This is a genomic window from Frigoribacterium sp. AP1 (assembly GCF_056680555.1).
In genome coordinates this window covers 1,765,628-1,782,699 of sequence record NZ_CM155288.1, presented here as the reverse complement: position 1 = coordinate 1,782,699, position 17,072 = coordinate 1,765,628, and the positions used below count along the sequence as shown (strand labels likewise).

The following is a 17,072-nucleotide window of genomic DNA, read 5'->3' as shown; positions in this document are numbered from 1 at the left end:
CGCCTGATGCCCTGCCCCGGCTGCACGACCCGTTACTCGACGGTGACCGACTTGGCCAGGTTGCGCGGCTGGTCGACGTCGAGGCCCTTGGCGGCGGCGAGCTCCATGCCGAAGACGTGCAGCGGCACGACCGACAGCAGGGGCTCGAAGAGCGGGGCCGCCAGCGGGATGTGCAGCACCTCGTCGGCGAAGGGCAGCACCGCGGCGTCGCCCTCTTCGGCGATCGCGATGACCCGGGCGCCGCGCGCACGGATCTCTTGGATGTTCGAGACGACCTTGGGGTGCAACGAGCGCGGGTCGCGCGGGCTGGGGACGATGACGAAGACGATCTGACCGGGCTCGATCAGCGCGATCGGGCCGTGCTTGAGCTCGCCGGCGGCGAAGCCCTCGGCGTGGATGTAGGCCAGCTCTTTCAGCTTGAGCGCCCCCTCGAGGGCGATCGGGTAGCCCACGTGGCGACCGAGGAACAACACCGACCGGGTGTCGGCCATCCAGCCGGCGAGGGTCTTGATGCGCTCGGACGACTCGAGCACCTGCTCGATCTTGCCGGGGATCTCGTGCAGGTCGGCGACCTGCTCGGCGATGGCCTCGGTGCTGAGCGTGCCCCGCAGGGTCGCGAGGTGCAGGCCCAGCAGGAAGAGCGCGGTGCCCTGGGCGACGAACGCCTTGGTCGACGCGACGGCGACCTCGGGGCCCGCGTGCGTGTAGAGCACGGCGTCGGACTCGCGCGGGATCGTCGAGCCCTGGGTGTTGCAGATCGAGAGCACCTGGGCACCCTGCTCACGGGCGTACTTGACGGCCATCAGGGTGTCCATCGTCTCGCCCGACTGGCTGATCGACACGACGAGGGTCTTCTCGTCGAGCACCGGGTCGCGGTACCGGAACTCGTGCGCCAGCTCGACCTCGACGGGCACGCGGGCCCACTGCTCGATGGCGTACTTGCCGAGGATGCCCGCGTAGGCGGCGGTGCCGCAGGCGATGACGATGACGCGGTCGACGGTCAGCAGGCGTTCGCGCACGCCGTCGAGCTCGGACAGGGTCACGGCGCCGTCGGCGGTGATGCGGCCGAGCAGCGTCTTGGCGACGGCCTCGGGCTCCTCGCTGATCTCTTTCGCCATGAAGCTGGACCAGCCGCCCTTCTCGGCGGCCGAGGCGTCCCAGTCGACCTCGAACTCGGTCGTCTCGACCGGTGCGCCGGTGAAGTCGACGACCTCGACCGAGTCGGGACGGATCGTCACCAACTGGTCTTGACCGATCGACATGGCACGACGGGTGTGCGCGACGAAGGCCGCGACGTCGCTGCCGAGGAAGTTCTCGCCGTCGCCCAGGCCGATGACCAGGGGCGAGTTGCGGCGGGCGCCGACGACGACGCCCGGCTGGTCGGCGTGCACGACGAGCAGCGTGAAGGCGCCGTCGAGGGTGTTGACGACCGTGCGCAGGGCCTCGGTCAGGTCGCCGGAGGCACGGTAGGCGCGGGCGACCAGGTGCGCGGCGACCTCGGAGTCGGTCTCGCTGAGGAACTCGACGCCCTCGGCGAGCAGCTCGGCCTTGAGCTCGGAGAAGTTCTCGATGATGCCGTTGTGGATGAGGGCGAGCTTGCCGTCGTCCGACAGGTGGGGATGCGCGTTCTCGTCGGTCGGGCCACCGTGGGTCGCCCACCGGGTGTGGCCGATGCCGGTCGTGCCGTCGGTCAGCGGCGTCGCCTCGAGGTCGTCGACGAGCATCTGCAGCTTGCCGGCCTTCTTGCGGGTGCCGAGGTCGCCCGCGGCGTCGATCACGGCGACTCCCGCCGAGTCGTACCCGCGGTACTCGAGTCGCTTGAGACCGCCCAGCAGCACCTCGATGCTCTTGTCACCCGTTCCGACGTATCCCACGATTCCACACATGCGGTCGATCTTAGAGGTTCCCGTCCGAGAGCCCGGCGGGCCGTGCCGACTCGCGCCGACCCCGGACCGGTAGCCTCGTGCGCATGGCCGAAGCCAACCCGACGACCGCGCCCTCCGCCGTGCACGCGAGCCCCTTCGTCGAGATCGGGCGCGACGCCTGGGCCGACCTGGCCCCGACGACGCGCCTGCCGCTGACCGAGACCGAGATCGTGCAGTTGCGTGGTCTCGGCGACCGCCTCGACATGCGCGAGGTGCAGGACGTCTACGTCCCGCTCAGCCGCCTCCTCAACCTCTACGCCGCCGGCGCCCGCAACCTGCACCGGGCGACGAGCGACTTCCTCGGTGAGCGCGCCCAACGCACGCCCTTCGTGATCGGCGTCGCCGGGTCGGTGGCCGTCGGCAAGTCGACCGTGGCGCGCCTCCTGCGTGAACTGCTGAGCCGCTGGGACGACACCCCTCGCGTCGAGCTGGTGACCACCGACGGGTTCCTCTACCCGAACGCCGAGCTCGAACGCCGCGGCATCATGAGCCGCAAGGGGTTCCCCGAGTCGTACGACCGCCGCCACCTGCTGCGGTTCGTCTCGCAGGTCAAGAGCGGTGCCGAAGAGGTGCGTGCGCCGTTCTACTCGCACACCAGCTACGACATCATGCCGAGCGCCGAGGTCGTCGTGCGCCGGCCCGACATCCTGATCGTCGAGGGGCTCAACGTGCTGCAGCCCGCCGTCGCCGGCCGGCTCGCCCTCAGCGACCTGTTCGATTTCACGGTCTACGTCGACGCCCGCACCGGCGACATCGAGAACTGGTTCGTCGAGCGGTTCCTCGCCCTGCAGAAGAGCGCGTTCACTCAAGAGCGCTCGTTCTTCCACCGCTTCGCCGACATGAGCGAGCCCGAGGCCAGGTCGTTCGCCTCGGGCGTCTGGAAGTCGGTCAACGAGCCGAACCTGATCGAGAACGTGCTGCCGACCCGGTCACGGGCGACGCTCGTCCTGCGGAAGGCCGCCGACCACAAGGTCAGCTCGGTCCTGCTGCGCAAGATCTGACCCGCGGCGACGACGCCCCGTCCCGATGAGGGGCGGGGTCCGGTCAGGAGGCGCGGATGGCGTCACCGCGACGACGCACCCCGTCCGCCGCGCGGCTCAGAGGGCGAGTCGCTCGCGGACGACGTCGGCCAGCGCGTGGGCGACGCGGTCGGCGGTCGCCTGGTCGGCGGCCTCGACCATCACGCGCACGACGGGCTCGGTGCCCGAGGGGCGGAGCAGCACCCGGCCGGTGTCGCCGAGCTCGGCCTCGAACCGGCGCACGGCCTCGGCCACGCCCTCGTCGGACGCGGCGCGCGAACGGTCGACGTCGCGCACGTTGATCATGATCTGCGGGAAGACCGTCATGACCGAGGCGAGCTCTGCCAGGCTCTTGCCGGTCGCGGCCATGCGCGCCACGAGCGAGAGGCCGGTGAGGATGCCGTCGCCGGTGGTGGCGTAGTCGGCGAAGACGATGTGGCCGGACTGCTCGCCGCCGAGGGTGAAGCCGTGCTCGTTCATGTCCTCGAGCACGTAGCGGTCGCCGACCTTGGTCTGACGCACCGTGATGCCGTGGTCGGCCATGGCACGGATGAGGCCGAGGTTGCTCATGACGGTCGCGACGAGGGTGTCGCCGACGAGCGCGCCGCGCTCTTTCTGGGCCAGGGCGATGATGGCCATGATCTGGTCGCCGTCGACCACCGCACCCGTGGCGTCGACGGCCAGGCAGCGGTCGGCGTCGCCGTCGTGCGCGATGCCGACGTCGGCACCGTGCTCGAGGACGGCCTTCGCGAGGTTGTCGAGGTGGGTGGACCCCACGCCGTCGTTGATGTTGACGCCGTCGGGGTCGGCACCGATCAGGGTGACGGTCGCACCGGCGTCGGTGAAGACCTCGGGCGAGACCGCCGAGGCGGCGCCGTGGGCGCAGTCGAGGACGACGTGGATGCCGTCGAGTCGGTTGGGCAGGGCACCGAGCAGGTGCAGCACGTACCGGTCTTCGGCATCGGCGAAACGCCGGATGCGGCCGACGTCGCCACCGATGGGCATCAGCTGAGGATCGGCCATGGCGGCCTCGATGCGGTCTTCCACCTCGTCGGGCAGCTTCGTGCCGCCGAAGGCGAAGAACTTGATGCCGTTGTCGGGCGCCGGGTTGTGCGAGGCGCTGATCATCACGCCGAAGTCGGCCCCGATGTCGTCGACCAGGAAGGCCGCGGCGGGGGTCGGGATGACGCCGGCGTCGAGCACGTCGACGCCCGAGCTGGCGAGCCCTGCGCAGACGGCGGCGGTGAGGAACTCACCGGAGATGCGGGGGTCGCGCGCGACGACGGCGACGGGTCGCCGCCCTTCGGCGCGGCGGGCATCGGCGTGATGCCCCTTCGTGAGAACCACCGCGCTCGCCTGGGAGAGCCCCAGGGCGAGCGCGGCGGTCAATTCACGGTTGGCGAGGCCTCTGACACCGTCGGTACCGAACAAACGCGACATCGCGAGACCTGCCTTGTGTGGTGCTGGTTAGCGCTTCGAGAACTGCGAGGCCTTGCGGGCCTTCTTGAGACCGGCCTTCTTGCGCTCGATGACGCGGGCGTCACGGGTGAGGAAGCCGGCCTTCTTGAGCGTGGCGCGGTTGTTCTCGCGGTCGATCTCGTTCAGCGCACGGGCGATGGCGAGACGGAGGGCACCGGCCTGGCCCGAGGGGCCGCCACCGGTGACCTTGACGGCCACGTCGTACGAGCCGAGCAGGTCGAGGACCTTGAACGGGTCGTTGATCAGCTGCTGGTGCAGCTTGTTGGGGAAGTAGTCCTCGAGGGTGCGACCGTTCACGACGATCGTGCCGGAGCCGGGCGTGAGGCGCGCGCGGGCGATGGCCTCTTTGCGACGACCGACGGCGGAACCGCCGACGCTCAGCACGGGGCGGGGCGTCGCGGCGGCCTCGGGGGCCGAGCTCTCGGTGGTGAAGCTCTCGGGAGCCTGGTCGATGGAATCTGCGATCTGAGCCACTGTGTGGGGGTCCTTAAGTCTGAAGGCGGACGCTACTGGGCGACCTGGTCGAGGGTGTAAACCGTGGGCTGCTGAGCAGCGTGGGGGTGCTCGGCACCCGCGTACACCTTCAGCTTCTTGATCTGGGCACGGCCCAGCGAGTTCTTCGGCAGCATGCCACGGATGGCCTTCTCGACCGCACGGGTGGGGTGCTTCTCGACCATCTCGGAGTACGTGGTGGCCGTGATGCCGCCCGGGTAGCCCGAGTGACGGTAGTAGAGCTTCTCGGCCAGCTTGGAGCCGGTGAGGGCCACCTTGTCGGCGTTGATGACGATGACGAAGTCGCCCATGTCCATGTGGGGGGCGAAGGTCGGCTTGTGCTTGCCGCGCAGCAGGGCTGCCACGTGGCTCGCGAGGCGGCCGAGCACGACGTCGTTGGCGTCGATGATCAGCCAGTTCGGCTGAACGTCAGCCGGCTTGGGGGAGAAAGTGCGCGTCACAGTAGTGCTGCTTCCTGGTCGAGGTGAGAGGTTCGTGAATCCCGCTCCGTTGCCGTTGTCACCGCAGAGACGATGAGAACGAGTCAGGTGGAGGGCTCAACTTCGGGCGAAAGCGCGCAGTTGCGCAGACACCAAGAACCCACGATACCCGAGACAGGCGAGACGGTCAACCGCCGCCCGCCTCGCTCGAGGGAGTCACTCCCCCAGCTGGTCGTGTGACCGCTTCACCTGCGTCAGGGCCACCCGGGCGGCCATCTCGTCGTCGGGCGGGTAGCCGACCTCGACCATCGTGAGCCCGTGGGCGGGCACGACACGGAACTCGCCGTTGCGCCGGGCCTCGCGGCGCACGCCCACCGCACGATGCGCCTCCATCGCTCCCTCGCCGACGGCGACGCAGGCGCCCACCAGGTTGCGCACGAGGTTGTGGCAGAACGCGTCGGCCTGCACCGAGGCGACCAGCACGCCGTCGCCTTCGCGCCTCCACGAGAACACCTGCAGCTCGCGGATGGTGGTCGCGTAGTCGCGGTGCCGGCAGTAGGCGGCCCAGTCGTGCAGGCCGAGCAGGCCCGCGGCCGTGGCGTTCATCAGGTCGAGGTCGAGGTGCTGGTCGTACCAGAGCGTGTGGCTGCGTCGGGTGGGGTCGCGTTCGGCCCCACGGTCGGCGATGCGGTACTCGTACCGTCGCCAGAGGGCGCCGAAGCGGGCATGGAAACCGGGAGGCGCGACTCGCGCACCCGAGATCACGATCTCGTCGCTCGCGCCCGCCAACCCGTTCAAGCGACGGGCCAGCACGGTCGGGGCGTCGAGGGGCGACTGGTCACGCATGCCGCGGTGCGGCTTCTGCAGCTGGGCGATCTGGGCGTCGGTGAGGTCGAGGTGCACCACCTGCCCGCGCGCGTGCACGCCGGCGTCCGTGCGGCCCGCCACGGTCACGGTCGGCACGTCGCCCAGCCGGCGGAAGAGCGTCTGCAGCGCGGCCTCGATCTCGCCCTGGACCGTGCGACGGCCGGGCTGCTCGCTCCAGCCCGAGAAGCCGGTGCCGTCGTACGCGACCCCGAGACGGAGGCGCGTCAGGGCCGGGGCGTCGATCGTCACCCGACGATCCTACGGGGCCGACACCGCGCCTCCTCGGACCGCCGGGTGGCCGGACGACGACGGCGGTCGCGACCCGGTCACCCGGGTCACGACCGCCGTCCGGCGTGTCCGCCTAGCCCACGCGGGAGGCGCGGCGGCGGACCACGAGGACCGTGCCGCCCATCGCCAGCAGCACCAGGGCGAGCGCGAGCCACCCGGCCAGGGGCGCGGACCCCGTGAAGGCCAGCGAACCGTCCGCGGTCGGCACCGTCGTGCCCGGCGAGACGGCCCCGGGAGCACCCGGCGTGGTCGGGCCGGCGCCCGCACCGGGCGTCGTGCCCGGGTCGGTGACCGGCGGCACCGGGTCGACGGGAGCCTCGAGCAGCGACACCCCGACGACGACCGGGTCGTGGTCGCTGGAGCGGAACTGGTCGGCCTGGTAGAGCTGCTTCACGTTGTAGTTGAAGCGGCTGTACTCGAGGCCGATGCCCTCACCCGAGTTGATGTTCCAGATGTCCACGCCCGTGACGGCCTCCGCCGCGGCGGGCGAGGCGAGCACGTGGTCGAGCGAACCGCTGAGGCCGCTGAAGACGTAGCTGTACTCGTCGGTCTCGGTGGAGCCGAGGTCGACGTAGCCCGCGGCCCGCAGCACCTGGATCGGGTCCTCCTGGCTGTAGGCGTTGAAGTCGCCCAGCAGGAACACCTTGTCGGTGCCGGCGGCGGCCTCGCGTTCGGCGGCGAAGGCGACCAGGGCGTTCGCCTGGTTCACGCGCGAGCCGTTCGAACCGCCCTGGCCGTCGCCCTGATCGGCGTCCGAGCCCGAACCGCTGCCCTTCGACTTGAAGTGGTTCGCGATCGCGACGAAGGTCGACTCGGCGTCACCGCCGACGGGACGGAAGGCCTGCGCGAGCGGCTGGCGTGCGTTGCTGAACGCGGCGGAGCCGGTCAGGATCGTCGACCCGCCGACGGGCTCGGCGACGGCCTTCTTGTAGATGAACGCGAGACGGATGACGTCCTCGTTGGCGGGCAGCGCCTCCGGTGAGCGCGCGTAGTCCCAGACCTCGCTGCCGGCCGCGGCGTTGAGCGCGCCGACCAGGGTCGCGAGCGCCGAGTCGCGGTCGTCACCGAAACGAGCGGAGTTCTCGATCTCCTCGAGCGAGACCACGTCGGCACCCAGCGCGTTGATCGCCGTGACGATCTTCACCTGCTGGCGGGCGAGGTTCTCGGCGTTCGCGGCACCGCGAGCGTCGCAGCCGCTGTTCACGGTGAGCGGGTTCCCCGCCCGGTCGTCGTAGAAGGTGCACCCGGGGATCGAGTCACCCGTCGTCGTGAAGTAGTTCAGCACGTTGAAGCTGGCGAGCTTCACGTCGCCTCCCACCTCGCGCGGGGCGTCGGTGCGGATGTCCTCGAAGGTGACCGGCAGGTCGCCGTAGGCGGTGTCACCGGTGAGACGGGCGGTCGGCTGGTACTTCCAGGCCGAGTTGCGGAAGTCGAACACGACCGGCTTCGTGAAGGCCACGGAAGCGCCCACCGTCACCGGGTCCTCGTTCGAGAGGTAGGGCACCGGGATCGACTGGTTGGCGGCCGTGAAGAAGTTCGTCGTGGCGCCGTCGTCGAGGGTCACGGCACGGGCCGCGTTGTCGGCGACCACCGCCGCGTAGCCGGCCGAACCCGGACGGGCGACCTCGGTGGGCTGGATCAGCGGCCGGTCACCCGAGGCGAGTTTCACCTCGCCGTACTGGTTCGTCGTGTAGGTGTCCGCGACGGTGAAGTCGCCCTGGGGCAGCACGAGCATGCTTTCGAGCGATTCGCGCTGGGCGTCCGTGGCCGGCAGGCCGACGGTCGCCGCCTGCGGCGCCACGACGGTCGAGGCGTCGAGAGGCCGGAGCGAGGACGCACCCGTGACGGTGATCTGCGTCAGGCCGAAGAACTCGGTGACCGTCCCGTCGACCTCGACGTAGTCGCCGACGGCGACCGAGGAGGCGGTGCTCGCGGAGTACACGAACAGTGCGTCCGACGCGACGTGCGTCGACAGGTCGAGCGCGCCTCCGGTCCCCGGGGTCTGGATGACGTAGCCGTCCAGCCCGCCCGTGGGGTAGGTCGCCGTGACGATGCCGCGCGTGGTCACCGTGCGACCGCCGAACGGACTCGTGCCGGTCACGCCCTGGATCTGCGCGATCGTGACGTCGGCCTCGGGGGTGGGCTCGGGCTGCGGCTCGGGCTCGGGGCCCGGCTCGCTGCCCGTGCCGCCGGAGTTCTGCGGGGTGATCTGCCCCTGCTGCGTGAAGTCGGCCGCGTTGTCGTCGGTGTCGACGCCGTCGGTCCGCACGTACGAAGTCGGCACGGAGTTCGCCGAGCCGATCTCGGCGGCCCGGGTCTCGAACGTGACGGACGCGCCGTAACCGAGGACGTCGACGACCCCGGGCGTGCCCGTCGGGACGGCACCGCCGGGCAGGGTCAGGCCCGTCGCCTGGTCGGACAGCACGAGGGTGCCGCTGGCACCGCCGGGGTTGAGGCCGGTGACGACGTCGGGCGTGGGGAGGGGGGCACCTGCCGAGACGCCGTTCGTCGCGTTGCCCGCGAGCTGGACGAGGAAGTACCCACCGGGAGCGACGGAGCCGCTGAGGGCGCCGATGCTCGTGAAGGGCGCCGAGTTCGCTGCTGCCCGGTACTGCAGCGACCATCCGGCCAGCGAGACCGACGCCGTCGTCGGGTTGTAGAGCTCGACGAACTTGTTCGTGTACGGCGCGTTCGCGCTGCCACCCTTGAAGTACGCCTCGTTGATGACGATGCCGGAGCCGTCGGGGGCGGCGACGGCCGCGACCGGCACGAGGGCGCCGAGCAGCAGCGAGAGTCCGGCGACGAGGGCGGCGGTGCCCGATGCGGTGTGTCGAGGTCGGGGTGACATGGGTTCCTTCGGTGATTCGTAAGAGGACCCTGTGAATCTAGAGCCCTCGTCCGCCCGGCGGGTTTCCCCCGTGTGTCCCACAGGTAAACGACACCCGTTGTGGGTACGACGAAGGGCCCGTCACCTCACGGTGACGGGCCCTTCGGGTGGTGCTGGTGGGGCTACTTGGCTGCTTCGTCGTCCGACTTCGCAGCGGCGTCGGCCTCGACCTCGTCGGCGGCAGCCGTCTCGGTCTCGGTCTCGACGGGAGCGGACTCCTCGACCGTCTCGGTCTCGTCGACGGGGGCCTCGGTGGGCTCGTCGTCGGCGGGCTCGGCGACCGGAGCCGCCGTGGCGGTGGTCTTCGAGTTCTTGACCTTGGGGGTCACGGGCTCGAGGACGAGCTCGATCGACACCATCGACGCGTTGTCGCCCTTGCGGAAGCCGAGCTTCGTGATGCGGGTGTAGCCGCCGTCACGGTTCTCGACCAGCGGGGCGATCTCGGTGAAGAGGATGTGCGCGGCCTCTTTGTTGTTGCGCAGGGTCTGCATGGCGCGACGACGCGAGTGCAGGTCGCCACGCTTCGCGAAGGTCACGAGACGCTCGGCGACGGGACGGAGGCGCTTGGCCTTGGTCTCGGTCGTCTTGATCGTCTTGTGCTCGAAGAGCGAGGCGGCCAGGTTGGCCAGCATGAGGCGCTCGTGCGCCGGGCCGCCTCCGAGGCGGGGTCCCTTGGTGGGCTTGGGCATTGTCTGTTCCTAAGTGGTGTCGAGAGTGGAGGGCGTCGGGCGGAGAAACCTAGTTGGTGGTCTCTTCTTCGTCGTAACCGCTGTAGAAGTGGGCTCCGTCGAACCCGGGGACCGTGTCTTTCAGCGAGAGGCCGAGCTCGACGAGCTTGTCCTTCACCTCGTCGACCGACTTCTGACCGAAGTTGCGGATGTTCATCAACTGGGTCTCGGACAGGGCGACCAGCTCGGACACCGTGTTGATGCCCTCGCGCTTGAGGCAGTTGTAGCTGCGGACCGACAGGTCGAGGTCCTCGATCGGGGTCTGCAGCTCGCTCGACAGGACGGCGTCGACCGGCGCGGGGCCGATCTCGATGCCCTCGGCGGCGGTGTTGAGCTCGCGGGCCAGACCGAACAGCTCGGTCAGCGTGCGACCGGCCGACGCGATGGCGTCACGCGGCGAGATCGACGGCTTCGACTCGACGTCGACGACCAGACGGTCGAAGTCGGTGCGCTCACCGGCACGCGTCGCCTCGACACGGTAGGTGACCTTGAGCACGGGCGAGTAGATCGAGTCGATCGGGATCTGACCGGCTTCGCTGAACTCGCTGCGGTTCTGCACGGCCGACACGTAGCCGCGGCCACGCTCGATCGTGAGCTCGAGCTCGAACTTCGCCTTGTCGTTCAGCGTGGCGATGACGAGCTCGGGGTTGTGGATCTCGACACCGGCCGGAGCCGAGATGTCGGCGGCCGTGACCTGGCCGGCACCCTGCTTGCGCAGGTAGGCCGTGATGGGCTCGTCGTGCTCGCTGGCGACGACCAGCTGCTTGATGTTGAGGATGACCTCGGTGACGTCTTCCTTCACACCGGGGACGGTCGTGAACTCGTGCAGCACGCCGTCGATGCGGATGCTGGTGACAGCAGCGCCGGGGATCGACGAGAGAAGCGTGCGGCGCAGCGAGTTGCCGAGGGTGTAACCGAAGCCGGGCTCGAGCGGCTCGATCACGAAGCGGGAGCGGAACTCCGAGATGTTCTCCTCGGTGAGGGTGGGGCGCTGTGCAATGAGCACTGTTTATTCCTTTCGGCGAAGAGTCCGCTATATGACTCTTGGCGGTACGACAGGTGGCTGGCCCGTCGGGTCTGTTGAGTTGTGGGCACCTCGGGCGAACACGCGGGAGGCGGTGCTGACGCGGGGGTGCCCGCCGACCCGGCGGACCCCGATGACGGGGCCCGTGCCGGGTGCGGCGGGCGGTAACTCAGTTAGACGCGACGACGCTTCGGCGGGCGGCAGCCGTTGTGCGCCTGGGGGGTGACGTCGTTGATCGAACCGACCTCGAGGCCAGCGGCCTGGAGCGAACGGATCGCCGTCTCGCGACCCGAACCCGGGCCCTTGACGAAGACGTCGACCTTCTTGACACCGTGCTCCTGCGCCTGGCGGGCAGCGGACTCGGCGGCGAGCTGCGCGGCGAACGGGGTCGACTTGCGCGAACCCTTGAAGCCGACGGCGCCGGACGAGGCCCAGCTCAGGACGGCGCCCGAGGGGTCGGTGATCGAGACGATCGTGTTGTTGAACGTGCTCTTGATGTGGGCCTGGCCCACGGCGACGTTCTTCTTCTCTTTGCGGCGGGGCTTACGCGCGGCCGTCTTCGGTGCTGCCAATTTTTTCTCCTACAACCTTGAGGGGCGTACGGCGGGAGCCGAGGCCTATCGAGCCTTCTTCTTGCCGGCGACGGTGCGCTTCGGGCCCTTGCGGGTACGAGCGTTCGTCTTGGTGCGCTGGCCGCGGACGGGGAGGCCACGGCGGTGGCGGATGCCCTCGTAGCTGCCGATCTCGACCTTGCGGCGGATGTCGGCGGCCACCTCGCGGCGGAGGTCGCCCTCGACCTTGTAGTTGCCCTCGATGTAGTCGCGGAGCAGGACGAGTTGGTCGTCCGTGAGGTCCTTGACGCGGATGTTGCCGTCGATCTCGGTCTCGGCGAGAGTCTTGAGCGCGCTGGTGCGGCCGACTCCGTAGATGTAGGTCAGTGCGACTTCGACGCGCTTGTCGCGCGGGATGTCAACGCCTGCTAGACGTGCCATGATGGCCTCTTTTCAGAGATGGTGGAGGTCTGTCACAGCACCGGTGCCCGGGCCTCCGACCCGGGGTGTCCCCCGCCTCCGCCTACCCTGTCGGGTGACCGTGACGAGTTCTGGTGCTGCTGGGAGGGTGTTGCAGTGTGACCCGGCTCGGCCGGGTCGGCATCGGCACGCCGCAGGAGCGGCGGACGAGTCAGCCCTGGCGCTGCTTGTGGCGCGGGTTGCTCTTGCAGATGACCATGACGTTGCCCTTGCGGCGGATGACCTTGCAGTGCTCGCAGATGGGCTTGACGCTGGGGTTGACCTTCATCGTTGTTTCCTTGATCTCGCTGGCTTCGTGCCCCACGGGTGCGTGGGGCCGTTCCTTTCCAGCACGCCCTACTTGTAGCGGTAGACGATCCGGCCGCGGGTCAGGTCGTAGGGGCTGAGCTCCACGATCACACGGTCTTCGGGCAGGATGCGGATGTAGTGCTGCCGCATCTTGCCGGAGATGTGCGCGAGGACCCTGTGTCCGTTGGTCAACTCAACGCGGAACATCGCGTTGGGCAGAGCTTCGATCACTGCGCCTTCGATTTCGATGACACCGTCTTTTTTGGCCATAGCCTCACTGTCGCTAAGAATAGGGGTGTTGGTCGTGCGGGGATGCGATGCCCAGGCGCGCAGAAACGCACATGGAACACCAAAGATCGATCTTAGGTGATGCCGGTATAGTTCAGCAACCCGGCCGGTCAACCCGACACGCCGGAGCACCCGTCGACCTCTGGCGACCACGTCGGTCGTCGTCTCGTCGGATACGCGTCACGACTGCCGGGAGCACCATGCCTGACCGCTCGACCACCCGCTCTTCCCTTCGAGGGGTCGCTCGCCACGGTCGGCTCCGCCGCCGAGGCCCCGTTCGCATGCTGCTGGCCCTGATCGCCGGAGCCATGGCCGTCGTGCTCGTGAGCAGTGTGTCCGTCGCGGCGATCGCGGTCCGCACCGCGACCTCCGGGGTGCAGACCGTCTCCCTGGGCAACGAGGACGAGGTCGCCGGCGTCGACATCTCGGCCATCGAAGGCGGCGCGAACATCCTGCTGGTGGGCAGCGACGAGCGCGACGACGGCAGCCAGGTCGACGCCGGCGAGGTGGACGGCGTCCGCAACGACGTGACGATCCTGGCCCACCTCTCGGCGGACCACACGCAACTGACCGCCGTGAGCTTTCCGCGCGACCTCATGATCGACGTGCCCGAATGCGTCGGCGACGACGGGCAGGTCTACCCCGCCGAGGACCGCGTGCAATTCAACACCACCCTCGGACGCGGTGGACTCTCGTGCACCGTCAAGACGGTCGAGGGCATGACCGGCCTGGCGATCCCCTACGCCGGCAAGATCACCTTCGACGGCGTCATCGAGATGTCGAACGCGATCGGCGGGGTCGACGTCTGCGTCACGCGGACGATCCGTGACACCGACTCGGGCATCGACCTCGGCGCGGGCACCCACTCCCTGCAGGGCGCCGAGGCGCTCGCGTTCCTGCGCACCCGACACGGCGTGGGCGACGGCAGCGACATCGCCCGCATCAGCTCGCAGCAGGTCTTCCTGTCGTCGATGATGCGCAAGATCATCTCGGGCGGGACGCTCGGGGACGTCACGACGCTCTACAAACTCGCCTCGGCCGCCCTGAGCAACATGACGCTGTCATCGACCCTCGACTCCCCCGACACGCTCGTGCGCCTGGCCCTCGCGCTGAAGGACATCCAGCCCGCAGGGATCGTCTTCGTCCAGTACCCGGTCGTCGACGACCCGCGCGACTCCAACCGGGTGGTCGAATCCACGACCGATGCCGCAGCCCTCGATGCCGCTCTCAACGCCGACGAGAAGTTCACCCTCGGCGACGACAGCGCGGGGCGCGGTTCGGTCACGGACGGTACCGCGCCGGCGGAGACCACGGCCCCCGCCGTGCCGAGCGAGACGTCGTCACCGTCCGATGCGGCCGCCGGATCCACGGCCCCGGTCGACCCGTCGACGACGGCCGCACCGACGACGACACTGCCGTCGACGATCACGGGGCAGTCCGCGGCCGAGGCCACCTGCAGCGTCGGCTCGTCCCGCTGAGCCGCACCGCGCCTCCTCGGCGTCGCCGAGACGGACCGAGGAGGCGCGGGTCAGGCGATCGGGACGGGCGTCACACCCAGCGGCGCCAGTCCCGCGGCACCACCGTCGTGTGCCGTGAGCACCCAGATGCCGTCGGCGTGCACCGCGATCGAGTGCTCCCAGTGCGCGGCCAGCGAGCCGTCGCGTGTGCTGACGGTCCAGCCGTCGTCGTGGGTGACCGTGTCGATGCCGCCGGAGGTCACCATGGGCTCGATGGCGATCACCAGGCCCGGCCGGACGGCGGGGCCACGTCCGCGGACGCGGTAGTTGAAGACCGGCGGGTCTTCGTGCATCGATCGCCCGATGCCGTGACCGGTGTAGTCCTCGATGATGCCGTAGTCGCCCTGCGCGTCGATGTAGTCCTCGATGGCGCCACCGACCTCGTTGAGGTGCGAAGCCGACGCCAAGGCGGCGATGCCGTGCCAGAGGGATTGCTCGGTGACCTCGTTCAGACGACGGCGCTCGGCCACCACGTCGGGGCGGTCGGCGTCGTCCAGGACGAAGGTGCGTGCGCTGTCGCCGTTCCACCCGTCGAGTTGCGCGCCACTGTCGATCGAGACGAGGTCGCCCGCCGCCAGGACGCGGGAGCCCGGGATGCCGTGGACGACCTCGTCGCCGACCGACGCGCACACCGTGTGGCGGTAGCCGGGAACCAACATGAAGTTGGGTTCTCCCCCACCGTCACGGATGGCGGCCTCGGCGACGGCGTCGAGCTCGAGGGTCGACACGCCGGGTCGCACGACGGACTGGACGGCATCGAGCGACGCGGCCGTCAGGAGTCCCGGCGCGACCAGTCGTCGGAGTTCGTCGGCGGTCTTGTAGATGCCGGAGCGGCGGAACGCCACGAGGTCAGGAAGCCGAGGCGACGGACGTGAACCCGCGGGCGGCGAGAGCCGACTCGATGCGCCCGGCGACCTCGTCGATGCTGCCGAGACCGTCGACCTCGACCAGCAGGCCACGCTCTCGGTACGTGTCGATCAGTGGAGCGGTCTCGCGGAGGTAGACGTCCTGGCGGTGGCGGATGGCGTCCTCGGTGTCGTCGGAACGCCCCTGGTCGAGGGCACGCTTGCGGAGACGCTCGACGATCTCGTCGCGGTCGGCGACGAGCTGGACCACGGTCGTCAGGGACTGACCCTGCTCGGCGAGGTGCTCGTCGAGGAACTCGACCTGCTGGAGCGTGCGCGGGTACCCGTCGAGGAGGAAGCCCTCGGCCGCGTCGTCCTGCGAGAGCCGGTCGGAGATGAGCTCGTTGGTGAGGCTGTCCGGGACGTAGTCGCCCGCGTCGAGGATCGCCTTGACCTTGAGGCCGAGGTCGGTCTCGTTCTTGACGTTGGCGCGGAAGATGTCACCGGTCGAGATCGCCGGGATGCCCAGCGAGTCGGCGATGACGACCGCTTGGGTGCCCTTGCCGGCCCCGGGGGGACCGACGATCAGGAGGCGCGGGCTGAGTCGGGTCTCAGCGGCGCTCATCGGAGCAGACCCTCGTAGTGACGCTGCTGGAGCTGCGAGTCGATCTGCTTCACCGTCTCGAGACCGACGCCCACGATGATCAAGATGCTGGCACCTCCGAAGGGGAAGTTCTGGTTCGCACCGACCGTGGCCAGAGCGATCAGCGGGATGAGCGCGATGATGCCGAGGTACAGGGCACCGGGCAGGGTCACCCGCGTCAGCACGTAGTCGAGGTACTCGGCGGTGGGGCGACCGGCACGGATGCCGGGGATGAACCCGCCGTACTTCTTCATGTTGTCGGCGACCTCTTCGGGGTTGAAGGTGATCGCGACGTAGAAGTACGTGAACCCGACGATGAGCGCGAAGTACAGCACCATGTAGAGCGGGTTGTCACCCGAGGTGAGGTTGGCCTGCACCCAACTGACCCACGCCGGCGGAGCCGTGCCGTCGGAGGGCTGGTTGAACTGTGCCACCAGGGCAGGCAGGTAGAGCAACGACGAGGCGAAGATGACCGGCACGACGCCCGCCATGTTGACCTTGATCGGGATGTACGTGTTGTTTCCGCCGTAGGTTCGCCGCCCGACCATTCGCTTGGCGTACTGGACGGGAATCCGCCGCTGGGACTGCTCGACGAAGACGACGAGCGCCATGATGATCAGACCGACGGCGATGACGAGCAGGAAGATCTCGAAGCTGCGCGACTGGGCGATGCTCCAGAGGGCGGTCGGGAAGCGGGCGGCGATCGAGGTGAAGATCAGCAGCGACATGCCGTTGCCGATGCCGCGCTCGGTGATGAGTTCGCCCATCCACATGATGAGGCCGGTACCGGCGGTCATCGTGACGACCATGAGCATGACGGCGTACCACGCGTCGTTCGTGATCAGCTGGCTGCACTCGGCGATGCCCGACGAACCGAACAGGGCTCCGGAGCGGGCCACGGTGATGAGGGTCGTGGACTGGAGGACGCCCAGGGCGATGGTGAGGTACCGCGTGTACTGCGTGAGCTTCGCCTGCCCCGACTGGCCCTCTTTGTAGAGGGTGTCGAAGTGAGGGATGACCACGCGCAGCAACTGCACGATGATCGACGAGGTGATGTAGGGCATGATGCCCAGCGCGAAGACCGACAGCTGCAGCAGGGCGCCACCGCTGAACAGGTTGACGAGCTCGTAGAGACCCGAGGTGCCCTGGTTGCCGGCGAGGCAGGCCTGGACGTTCTGGTAGTCGACGAACGGCGCGGGGATGAAGCTACCCAGCCGGAAGAGCGCGATGATGCCGAGCGTGAACCCGATCTTGCGACGCAGGTCGGGGGTGCGCATGATGCGCGCGACAGCTCTGAACACGTGGGGCCTC

17 protein-coding genes are annotated in these 17,072 nt (G+C 69.1%); 2 read left to right on the top strand and 15 right to left on the bottom strand.

Features of this window, described 5'->3' with window-relative positions; genetic code table 11:
- Positions 1-32: 32 nt before the first annotated feature.
- Positions 33-1,886: a glutamine--fructose-6-phosphate transaminase (isomerizing) gene (gene glmS, locus AC1MBW_RS08605; protein ID WP_054145434.1), complete on the bottom strand. Its 1,854-nt coding sequence runs from the start codon at positions 1,884-1,886 to the stop codon at positions 33-35.
- A gap of 83 nt (positions 1,887-1,969) precedes the next feature.
- Here glmS and coaA point away from each other — a divergent pair, with 83 nt between their 5' ends.
- The gene (gene coaA / locus AC1MBW_RS08600; RefSeq protein ID WP_054145433.1) at positions 1,970-2,926 is read left to right on the top strand and encodes a type I pantothenate kinase; all 957 of its coding nucleotides are present in this window, start codon (positions 1,970-1,972) and stop codon (positions 2,924-2,926) included.
- 96 nt (positions 2,927-3,022) lie between these two features.
- Here the strand turns inward: coaA and glmM are convergent, their stop codons facing one another.
- The 11 genes from glmM to infA all read right to left on the bottom strand — a co-directional run bounded on the left by glmM (position 3,023) and on the right by infA (position 12,738).
- Entirely contained in the window at positions 3,023-4,384 is a 1,362-nt protein-coding gene (glmM, locus tag AC1MBW_RS08595; protein ID WP_054145432.1) for a phosphoglucosamine mutase, read from the bottom strand.
- 27 nt (positions 4,385-4,411) lie between these two features.
- Entirely contained in the window at positions 4,412-4,897 is a 486-nt protein-coding gene (gene rpsI / locus AC1MBW_RS08590; RefSeq protein WP_082059799.1) for a 30S ribosomal protein S9, read from the bottom strand.
- 32 nt (positions 4,898-4,929) lie between these two features.
- The gene (rplM, locus tag AC1MBW_RS08585; RefSeq protein WP_043593314.1) at positions 4,930-5,376 is read right to left on the bottom strand and encodes a 50S ribosomal protein L13; all 447 of its coding nucleotides are present in this window, start codon (positions 5,374-5,376) and stop codon (positions 4,930-4,932) included.
- Between the two features lie 195 nt (positions 5,377-5,571).
- Positions 5,572-6,471, bottom strand: coding sequence for a tRNA pseudouridine synthase A (locus AC1MBW_RS08580; RefSeq protein WP_480024174.1), 900 nt, complete (start codon positions 6,469-6,471; stop codon positions 5,572-5,574).
- Positions 6,472-6,583: 112 nt separating this feature from the next.
- Complete coding sequence (locus tag AC1MBW_RS08575) at positions 6,584-9,358, bottom strand: ExeM/NucH family extracellular endonuclease (protein ID WP_480024173.1); 2,775 nt, start codon at positions 9,356-9,358, stop codon at positions 6,584-6,586.
- 161 nt (positions 9,359-9,519) lie between these two features.
- On the bottom strand, positions 9,520-10,086 hold the full coding sequence (rplQ, locus tag AC1MBW_RS08570; RefSeq protein ID WP_480024172.1) for a 50S ribosomal protein L17: 567 nt from the start codon (positions 10,084-10,086) through the stop codon (positions 9,520-9,522).
- A 49-nt stretch (positions 10,087-10,135) separates the two neighbouring features.
- Positions 10,136-11,131: a DNA-directed RNA polymerase subunit alpha gene (locus tag AC1MBW_RS08565; RefSeq protein WP_043593322.1), complete on the bottom strand. Its 996-nt coding sequence runs from the start codon at positions 11,129-11,131 to the stop codon at positions 10,136-10,138.
- A 191-nt stretch (positions 11,132-11,322) separates the two neighbouring features.
- Positions 11,323-11,721, bottom strand: a complete 399-nt coding sequence (rpsK, locus tag AC1MBW_RS08560; RefSeq protein WP_043593323.1) for a 30S ribosomal protein S11 — start codon at positions 11,719-11,721, stop codon at positions 11,323-11,325.
- Between the two features lie 45 nt (positions 11,722-11,766).
- A complete protein-coding gene (rpsM, locus tag AC1MBW_RS08555; protein ID WP_043593325.1) occupies positions 11,767-12,141 on the bottom strand; it encodes a 30S ribosomal protein S13 in 375 nt (124 codons plus the stop codon).
- A gap of 190 nt (positions 12,142-12,331) precedes the next feature.
- Positions 12,332-12,448 (bottom strand): 50S ribosomal protein L36, encoded by a 117-nt coding sequence (gene rpmJ / locus AC1MBW_RS08550; RefSeq protein WP_043593327.1) that lies wholly within the window; start codon positions 12,446-12,448, stop codon positions 12,332-12,334.
- A gap of 68 nt (positions 12,449-12,516) precedes the next feature.
- Positions 12,517-12,738 carry a translation initiation factor IF-1 gene (infA, locus tag AC1MBW_RS08545; protein ID WP_043593329.1) on the bottom strand — a complete coding sequence of 74 codons (222 nt, stop codon included), beginning with the start codon at positions 12,736-12,738 and terminating at the stop codon, positions 12,517-12,519.
- Between the two features lie 299 nt (positions 12,739-13,037).
- Between infA and AC1MBW_RS08540 the strand changes: the two genes are divergently transcribed.
- The gene (locus tag AC1MBW_RS08540) at positions 13,038-14,234 is read left to right on the top strand and encodes an LCP family protein (protein ID WP_480024171.1); all 1,197 of its coding nucleotides are present in this window, start codon (positions 13,038-13,040) and stop codon (positions 14,232-14,234) included.
- A gap of 50 nt (positions 14,235-14,284) precedes the next feature.
- Here AC1MBW_RS08540 and map read toward each other — a convergent pair whose 3' ends face one another.
- The 3 genes from map to secY are packed head-to-tail and all read right to left on the bottom strand — an operon-like array spanning position 14,285 to position 17,062.
- Complete coding sequence (gene map / locus AC1MBW_RS08535; RefSeq protein ID WP_055975029.1) at positions 14,285-15,118, bottom strand: type I methionyl aminopeptidase; 834 nt, start codon at positions 15,116-15,118, stop codon at positions 14,285-14,287.
- Positions 15,119-15,122: 4 nt separating this feature from the next.
- Positions 15,123-15,743, bottom strand: a complete 621-nt coding sequence (locus tag AC1MBW_RS08530) for an adenylate kinase (protein WP_480024170.1) — start codon at positions 15,741-15,743, stop codon at positions 15,123-15,125.
- Positions 15,740-17,062, bottom strand: coding sequence for a preprotein translocase subunit SecY (secY, locus tag AC1MBW_RS08525; RefSeq protein ID WP_043593336.1), 1,323 nt, complete (start codon positions 17,060-17,062; stop codon positions 15,740-15,742). The genes AC1MBW_RS08530 and secY overlap by 4 nt, the downstream gene beginning before the upstream one ends.
- Positions 17,063-17,072: the final 10 nt, after the last annotated feature.

Excerpts from the sequence above, each read along its gene's own strand:
- glmS (WP_054145434.1), bottom strand. The coding sequence starts at position 1,886 with ATGTGTGGAATCGTGGGATACGTCGGAACGGGTGACAAGAGCATCGAG.
- coaA (WP_054145433.1), top strand. The coding sequence starts at position 1,970 with ATGGCCGAAGCCAACCCGACGACCGCGCCCTCCGCCGTGCACGCGAGC.
- glmM (WP_054145432.1), bottom strand. The coding sequence starts at position 4,384 with ATGTCGCGTTTGTTCGGTACCGACGGTGTCAGAGGCCTCGCCAACCGT.
- AC1MBW_RS08575 (WP_480024173.1), bottom strand. The coding sequence starts at position 9,358 with ATGTCACCCCGACCTCGACACACCGCATCGGGCACCGCCGCCCTCGTC.
- rplQ (WP_480024172.1), bottom strand. The coding sequence starts at position 10,086 with ATGCCCAAGCCCACCAAGGGACCCCGCCTCGGAGGCGGCCCGGCGCAC.
- rpsM (WP_043593325.1), bottom strand. The coding sequence starts at position 12,141 with ATGGCACGTCTAGCAGGCGTTGACATCCCGCGCGACAAGCGCGTCGAA.
- rpmJ (WP_043593327.1), bottom strand. The coding sequence starts at position 12,448 with ATGAAGGTCAACCCCAGCGTCAAGCCCATCTGCGAGCACTGCAAGGTC.
- infA (WP_043593329.1), bottom strand. The coding sequence starts at position 12,738 with ATGGCCAAAAAAGACGGTGTCATCGAAATCGAAGGCGCAGTGATCGAA.
- AC1MBW_RS08540 (WP_480024171.1), top strand. The coding sequence starts at position 13,038 with ATGCTGCTGGCCCTGATCGCCGGAGCCATGGCCGTCGTGCTCGTGAGC.
- AC1MBW_RS08530 (WP_480024170.1), bottom strand. The coding sequence starts at position 15,743 with ATGAGCGCCGCTGAGACCCGACTCAGCCCGCGCCTCCTGATCGTCGGT.